The sequence below is a fragment of the Caenimonas sedimenti genome, assembly GCF_007833165.1.
Lineage (GTDB): Bacteria > Pseudomonadota > Gammaproteobacteria > Burkholderiales > Burkholderiaceae_C > Ramlibacter > Ramlibacter sedimenti.
Genome location: NZ_VOBQ01000036.1, coordinates 1 through 7,561, shown reverse-complemented (window position 1 = coordinate 7,561; position 7,561 = coordinate 1). Strand labels below are relative to the sequence as shown.

Here is a 7,561-nt window from a genome sequence, read left to right as displayed (position 1 = left end):
AACCTCCCCCCAGAGGGGGGAGGAGCAAGACAGAGGCAATCGGTCATGCGCTATCTGGCCCCGCCTTCGGCGGCGCCAGATCCGTCGCCAGCGACGCCAGCTCCACCGCATTCAGGTAGACCGACTCCCCCTCCACCTTCACGCTGAACTTCTGAGCGCATCCCACGTCCGGCGCCTTGGCGCAGCCGTCGTCCAGGCCGATCGTCCAGTTGTGCAGCGGGCACGCCACGCTGGTGCCGAACACGATGCCCTGCGACAGCGGGCCGCCTTTGTGCGGGCAGCGGTCCAGCAGCGCGAACACCTGCTGCGCATCATTGCGGAACACCGCCACGTCCATGCCCACCGGGCGCGCCACGCGCCGTGACCCCAGCACGGGTATCTCATCCACACGGCAGATCAGTTTCCATTCACCCATGTTCATACCTTCTCCGCTTCGAGCTTCACGAACTGCTTGGTGTCCACCGCCGCCTTGTCGTGTTCGAGCCAGGGATCCGGCTCGCCGTCCAGGCTGAACTGCAGGCGTTCCCAGAGCGCCTTGCGGCCCTCGTGGTCTTCCAGGATCTTCTTCTTCACGTAGTCGAGCCCGACGCGCGAGATGTAGTGCACCGTGCGCTCCAGGTACCAGCCTTCCTCGCGGTACAGCTGCAGGAAGGCGCCGCTGTATTCCAGTACTTCCTCGGAGGTCTTGAGCTTCACCAGGAAATGCGCCACCTCGGTCTTGATGCCGCCGTTGCCGCCGACGTAAATCTCCCAGCCGGAATCGACGCCGATCACGCCGACGTCCTTGATGCCGGACTCGGCGCAGTTGCGCGGGCAGCCGGACACGGCCAGCTTCACCTTGTGCGGCGCGTACATGCGCCAGAGTGCGCGCTCCAGGTCCTTGCCCATCTGCGTGGAATCCTGCGTGCCGAAGCGGCACCATTCGCTGCCCACGCAGGTCTTCACCGTGCGCAGCGCCTTGGCATAGGCGTGACCGGAGGGCATGCCGATGTCCTTCCAGACGTTCTGCAGGTCTTCCTTCTTGACGCCCAGCAGGTCGATGCGCTGGCCCCCCGTGACCTTGACGGTGGGGATCTTGTACTTGTCGACCGCGTCGGCGATGCGGCGCAGTTCGTCGGCGGTGGTCTCGCCGCCCCACATGCGCGGAATGACCGAGTACGTGCCGTCCTTCTGGATGTTGGCGTGGCTGCGCTCGTTGATGTAGCGCGACTGCGGATCGTCCTTGGCCTGCTTGGGCCAGGTGGACAGCAGGTAGTAGTTGATGGCGGGCCGGCAGGTGGCGCAACCGTTGGGCGTGCGCCATTCCAGGAACTGCATCGCCTCCGAAATGCTGAGCAGCTTGTTGGCCTTGATGGCGTCGCGCACGTCCTGGTGGCTGTGGTCGGTGCAGGCGCAGATCGCCTTCTTCTTCGGTGCGGCGGAGTAGTCGCCGCCCGCCGTGAACATCAGGATCTGCTCCACCAGCCCGGTGCAGGAGCCGCAGGAGGCGCTGGCCTTGGTGTGCTTCTTCACCTCGTCCAGGGTGAACAGCCCCTTCTCCTTGATGGCCTTGCAGATGGTGCCCTTGGTCACGCCGTTGCAGCCGCAGACCTCGGCTTCGTCGGGCATGCCGGCCGCCTTGCTGTGGCCCTCGTGACCGGTATCGCCGATGTTCGATTCGCCGAACATCAGCTTGTCGCGGATGTCGCCCACGTTGCGGCCTTCGCGCAGCAGCTTGAAATAGTAGCTGCCGTCGACCGTATCGCCGTACAGGCAGGCGCCCACCAGCTTGTCGTCCTTGATCACCAGCTTCTTGTAGACGCCGCCGAAGGGATCGCTCATCACGATCTCCTCCGTGCCTTCGCCGCCCATGAACTCGCCGGCGGAGAACAGGTCGATGCCGGTCACCTTCAGCTTGGTGGAAGTGAGCGAACCGGTGTAGCGCCCGATTCCGAACTGCGCCAGGTGGTTCGCCGCGACCTTGGCCTGCTCGAACAGCGGGGCCACCAGGCCGTAGGCGATGCCGCGGTGCGCCGCGCACTCGCCGACCGAGTAGATGCGGGCGTCGGTCACCGTCTGCATGGTGTCGTGCACGACGATGCCGCGGTTCACGTGCAGGCCCATGGACTCGGCCAGTTGCGTGTTGGGCCGGATGCCGACGGCCATGACGACCAGGTCGGTGTCGAGCTCGGTGCCGTCCTTGAACTTGATCGACTTGACGCGTCCTCCATCACCGGCGACGAGTTCCTGCGTCTGCGCGCCGATCATGAACTTCAGGCCGCGGTCTTCCAGCGACTTCTGCAGCAGCTTGCCCGCCACGTCGTCGAGCTGCCGCTCCATCAGCCAGGGCATCACGTGCACGACGGTCACGTCCATGCCGCGCAGCATCAGGCCGTTGGCGGCTTCCAGGCCCAGCAGGCCGCCGCCGATGACCACGGCCTTCTTGTACTTCTGCGAGGCCTCGATCATCGCGTTGGTGTCGGCGATGTCGCGGTAGGCGATGACGCCCGGCAGGTCCTTGCCCGGCACCGGCAGCATGAAGGGGTTGGAGCCGGTGCACAGCAACAGGCGGTCGTACTCGGCTTCGGTGCCATCTTCCGCGATCACGACACGCTTCACGCGATCGACCTTCACCACCTTCTTGCCGGCATGGAGCGTGATGCGGTTTTCCTCGTACCAGGCCCAGGAGTTCAGCACGATCTCGTCCAGCGTCTGCTCGCCGGCCAGGACCGGGGACAGCAGGATGCGGTTGTAGTTCGGATGCGGCTCCGCGCCGAACACTGTGATGTCGTAGAGCTCGGGGGAGTGCTTGATCAACTCCTCGAGGGTTCGGACGCCGGCCATGCCGTTGCCGATCATCACGAGTTTCATCTTCTTCATGGTTGGACTCCTGGAAAGCTTGGAGGTGTTGCGTGCAAGACCGATGCCAGCCGCGAGCGTGCAGCTACCATCGGCGCACCATGGGCCTGGATGTGGACATCGGCTGGCACAGCACGGCCGGGCCGAGAAAGAACAACGAGGACTTCGCCGCTGCCGCCGCGCCGCGGGGCGAAGCCACGCGCGGCGTCATCGCGGCGGTGGCCGACGGCGTGTCCGCCGGCGGCCGCGGCCGCGAGGCGGCGCAGACCACCGTGGTGGGGCTGCTGCAGGACTACTACGGCACGCCCGAGACCTGGGAGACCAGCGCGGCGCTGGACCGCTTGATCGGCGCGCAGAACGGCTGGCTCGCCGCCGGCAACCGGCACCGCAGCCAGGAAGGCGGCGGCGCGATGACGACGCTGACGGCCCTGGTGCTGCGCGGCCACAGCTACACGCTGGCGCACGTTGGCGATTCGCGCGCCTGGCTGCTGCGCGACGGCGCCTGCACGCAACTGACGCAGGACCACGTGTTCGACCATCCCGACCAGCGCAGCCGCCTGACGCGCGCCCTCGGGCTGGAAGACGCCGTGCGCATTGACTACGAACAGGGCGAGCTGCGCCGGGGCGATGTCTTCGTGCTCACCAGCGACGGCGTGCACGGCGTGCTGGGCCGCCAGCATGTCGCGGCCTATGCGCGCGCGGCGTTGCAGGGCGCGGCCCAGGCCGCCAGCGAAGCGCTGGTGCGCGACGCTGTCGATGCCGGCAGCCGGGACGACGCCAGCGCATTGGTGATCCACGTCCGGGAGCTGGCCGCGGCCCAGCTGGAGGACGCCCTGCTGCGCGGCCGCGTGCTGCCCGCGGCGCCGCGCCTCAAGCCGGGCGACACGCTCGACGGCTACGTCGTGGAGAGCCTGCTGGCCGACACCGGGCTGCATCGCCTCTATCGCGCCCGCGACACGGCCACTGGCGAGCCGGTGGCCCTCAAGGCCTTGCACGAATCCCGCGCCAGCGACCCGGCGGAGCGAGCCATGCTGGCGCATGAAGCCTGGCTGGGCCTGCGGCTGGCGGAACAGACGGGCGCCGCCACAGCGAGCGGCTTCGTCCGCGTGCGCGAACCGGTGGAGCCCAGCGCCTTCTATGTGGTGTTCGACTGGCACGACGGGCGCACGCTCGACCAGTTGATCCGCGAGAAGCAGCCGTTCACCATCGCGCAGATCTCCTTCGCCGCCCGCGCCGTGGCTCGCGCCCTCGGCCGCCTGCATCGCCAGGGCGTGGTCCACCGGGACATCAAGCCCGGCAACCTGCACCTGGGGGAGGACGGTGTCTGGCGTGTGCTCGACCTGGGCGTGGCGATCTCCGGGCGCGAAAGCGCCGAGCAGCGCGAACTGCACGCGGGCACGCCGAGCTACATGAATCCGGAGCAATGGGAGGAGCGCGAAGGCGGAGCGCCGGCCATCGGCCCGGCCTCGGACCTCTACGCGCTCGGCGCCACGCTCTACCAGTGGCTGACCGGCCACTTGCCCTACGGCGAGGTCGAGCCCTACCAGCTCGCGCGCTTCCGGCGCGACCCACGCGCGCCCTCGCGCTTGCGGCCTGACGTGCCCGTCTGGCTCGACCACGTGCTGCTGAAGGCCGTGGCGCGCGATCCGCGCCGCCGTTTCGAAACCGCCGAGGAACTGGTGCTGGCGCTGGAGCGCGGCGCCTCGCGCCCGCTGGCCAGCGCCGGCGGCACGCCGCTGCTCACGCGCGACCCGACGGCCATCTGGAAGGTCGCCCTGGCCGTGTCGGCCGTGCTCAACCTCCTGCTGGTGTTCTGGCTGCTGTTCCTGCCCCGGTGAACTGCGTGTCACCCGTAGGCTGGCGGTGAGCCCGCAGGCGAACCCCAGCAGCGGGGCACTTAGCTGGGGTTCGCCTGCGGGCTCACCCCAGCCTACGGTCTGCCGCGCCGCGACCCTCATGCGCGCCTCCCCTCCGGATACCCGCGCGGCGCATGCACCCGCGCCCGCCCGCCCTTTTCCGCCCAGGTCCGCGTCCAGCGGATCTGCATGTAGCGCATCACCCCGAGCACGACGAGCGAAAGTACAGCGAACAGCACGAAGCCCCAGCGGTAGCCGCCCAGGTGCTGGGCCGACAGGCCCATGCTGAAGGGCACCAGCCCTCCGCCCAGCGCGCCGATCTCGCCGATCATCGAACCCGCAACCGCCGTGGTGGTCGGCCAGCGCAGCGGCACCAGCTGGAACAGCGCGCCATTGCCCGCGCCGAGCGCGGCGAAGCACAGCATCACCAGCAGGGTCGTGGCGACGAGCGAGCCGGTCGCGAAGCTGCACGCGAAGAGGGAGACCGACACCACCAGCAGCACCAGCGTCAATGTGTTGACGCCGCCCCAGCGGTCCGAGATCCAGCCGCCGGCCACCCGCAGGGCCGCGCCCATGAAGGCCGCGAGCATCGTGAGCTGCCCCGCCTGCACCTTGCTCACGCCGAACTGGTCGAAGTAGTAGGAGGGCAGGAAGGTGGTGAGGCCGATGAAACCGCCGAAGGTGATGCTGTAGATCAGGCTGAAGACCCAGCCGTCCTTCTCGAACAGGCAGGCGATGTGCTCGCGGAACGTGGCGTGCGCATCGACGTCGTCCGGCTCCTTGGCGAACATCACCATCACGGCCATCGGGATCAGGATGGCGCAGGCGGCGACGCCGTACACCGCCTGCCACCCCAGCCAGTTGGCCAGCGGCGGTGCCACGAGCACCGAGACGGCGGTGCCCACATTGCCGGCCCCGACCAGGCCCATCGCCAGGCCCTTGTGCTGCGGCGGGAAGGAGCCGGAGCCCAGCGACAGTGCCACGCCGAAACTGGCGCCGGCGATGCCGAGCAGCACGCCCATGGCCAGCAGGTCGTTGAAGCTGTTGACGAAGAACAGGCCGAACAGCATGGCCACGGCGATCAGGCCCATCTCCACCAGCGTGGCGGGTTTGCGGCCGATGTACTGGGCCAGGATGCCCAGCGGGAAGCGCATCAGCGCGCCCGCGAAGATGGGGATGGCCAGCATCAGGCCCTTCTGCGAGGCCGTCAGGTGGTAGGCCTCGCTGATGAAGGGCGCCATCGCGCCGTTCAACACCCAGATCGCGCAGGAGAAAGCGAAATAGAGGAACGCCGCGAAGAGTGTGGGCGCGTGGCCCGCTTTCAGGAAGCTCTGGAAGCCGCTCATGTGTGTTGTCCGAACAGGGGCTCGGGCTTGACAAGGCCCGGGCCGGAAATCTGGTCCATGACAGCACACAGCGTCGTGCGCGTGACCCTGCGGAAATTGCACGGTCCGGGTGCGGCGTTACACCCGTCAGGGGCTTTGCAGCAGGATGCGTGCCAGGGCATTCACATGGCCTTGCACTATGCTTGCGCCGCAAAGTGATCTCCGTCCTCCTCGTTCACAACCCCGACCCCGACGCACCCGCGCTGGCGGCGGACTTCGCCGCCGCCGGCTTCACGGTGCTGGGCCCGGCCGCGTGCGCCCATCTGGTGCGCGAGGCCTTGCGCCAGGGCCCCAATGTGGTGGTCTGCTGGGAGCCGCGGCCGTCCGCGGCGCTGTTCGATGCGCTGCGCTCGCTGCAGGTCCAGCAACCGCTGCCGGTGCTCGTGTTCACGCAGGACAGCGGCGTGGAGCGCATGAACGAAGCCCTGACCTCCGGCGTGCATGCCTGGGTGGTGCAGGGCTACGCCAGGGAGCGCCTGCGCCCCCTGGTGCACCTGGCGCAGGCGCGCGAGGCGCACGAGCGCCAGTTGCGCGAGACGCTGGCGGACCTGACGCATCGCTTCGAGGAGCGCAAGCTGGTCGACAAGGCCAAGGGCATCCTGATGCGCGCGCGCCGGGTTTCCGAGGACGAGGCGTTCCACCTCCTGCGCACCGCTTCGATGCACGCCAACCAGCGCGTCGGCCAGGTGTCGCGGCAAGTCATCGATGCCGCGCAGGTGGCCGAGGCCATCAATCGGGCCGGGCAGCAGCGCATGCTGTCGCAACGGCTGGTCAAGCTCTACGCGCTGGCCTGCGCCCGCACGGAGGCGACCGCGGCGGCGCTGCTGATGCGCCAGTCGGCCGCGCGCATCGACGACAACCTCGCGGTGCTCGGCAAGCTGTCGGCCGCGACCTTCGGCGACCTGCTGGAGGCGGCGCAAACCGGCTGGGCGCCGCTGCGTGACCTGGTGGCCGCGCCCGCGCAGGCGGCGGTCCTGGCGCGCGTCGATGCGCTGGCCGAGGCGATGTTGGCCCAGGCCGATGCGCTGGTCGTCGCGCTGGAGACGTCCGGCCTGGCGAAGACCGTGAGCGTCATCAACGTGTCCGGGCGCCAGCGCATGCTCTCCCAGCGCATGGCCAAGCAGGCGTTGCTCGGTGCGGACGGCAAGGAAACGGCGGCCGCCTTCGAGGACGGGATGAAGGCGCTGGCGAATTCGCCGCTCGCCACGCAGGAAATCCGTGAGGGGCTGGCCAGCGCGCGTACCGCGTGGGAGCGGTTGCTGGCGGGGGCGGCGAAAGCGCACGAGGCGGCGGGCCGGAAGGAGCTGGCGGCGACGAGCGAGGAACTTCTGGAACTTTTCGATCGGCTGACGGATGCGTACCAGCACAGCATCCAGGTGCTGATGGGGTGAGTTGCTCTTCCTCCCTCCCCCTCTGGGGGAGGGAGAGCAAATTAATCCCGCCGCGACATGTCCACGCACACCAGCGCCGGCTGCCGGTTCC

5 protein-coding genes are annotated in these 7,561 nt (G+C 68.6%); 2 read left to right on the top strand and 3 right to left on the bottom strand.

The features are described 5' to 3' along the window. Positions 1-43: 43 nt before the first annotated feature. The gene (nirD, locus tag FN976_RS28545) at positions 44-415 is read right to left on the bottom strand and encodes a nitrite reductase small subunit NirD (RefSeq protein ID WP_145897466.1); all 372 of its coding nucleotides are present in this window, start codon (positions 413-415) and stop codon (positions 44-46) included. Between the two features lie 2 nt (positions 416-417). After that, positions 418-2,859: a nitrite reductase large subunit NirB gene (gene nirB / locus FN976_RS28540; protein WP_145897464.1), complete on the bottom strand. Its 2,442-nt coding sequence runs from the start codon at positions 2,857-2,859 to the stop codon at positions 418-420. 80 nt (positions 2,860-2,939) lie between these two features. On the opposite strand from nirB, the gene FN976_RS28535 reads away from it, so the two are divergent. Next, positions 2,940-4,676 (top strand): bifunctional protein-serine/threonine kinase/phosphatase, encoded by a 1,737-nt coding sequence (locus FN976_RS28535; protein WP_145897462.1) that lies wholly within the window; start codon positions 2,940-2,942, stop codon positions 4,674-4,676. Between the two features lie 116 nt (positions 4,677-4,792). Here the strand turns inward: FN976_RS28535 and FN976_RS28530 are convergent, their stop codons facing one another. Next, the gene (locus tag FN976_RS28530; protein WP_145897460.1) at positions 4,793-6,040 is read right to left on the bottom strand and encodes an MFS transporter; all 1,248 of its coding nucleotides are present in this window, start codon (positions 6,038-6,040) and stop codon (positions 4,793-4,795) included. Positions 6,041-6,234: 194 nt separating this feature from the next. Between FN976_RS28530 and FN976_RS28525 the strand changes: the two genes are divergently transcribed. After that, the gene (locus FN976_RS28525; protein ID WP_145897458.1) at positions 6,235-7,470 is read left to right on the top strand and encodes an ANTAR domain-containing protein; all 1,236 of its coding nucleotides are present in this window, start codon (positions 6,235-6,237) and stop codon (positions 7,468-7,470) included. The last annotated feature ends 91 nt before the right edge of the window (positions 7,471-7,561 follow it).

Coding starts and splice junctions, on each gene's coding strand:
- nirD (WP_145897466.1), bottom strand. CDS start 415: ATGGGTGAATGGAAACTGATCTGCCGTGTGGATGAGATACCCGTGCTG.
- nirB (WP_145897464.1), bottom strand. CDS start 2,859: ATGAAGAAGATGAAACTCGTGATGATCGGCAACGGCATGGCCGGCGTC.
- FN976_RS28535 (WP_145897462.1), top strand. CDS start 2,940: ATGGGCCTGGATGTGGACATCGGCTGGCACAGCACGGCCGGGCCGAGA.
- FN976_RS28530 (WP_145897460.1), bottom strand. CDS start 6,040: ATGAGCGGCTTCCAGAGCTTCCTGAAAGCGGGCCACGCGCCCACACTC.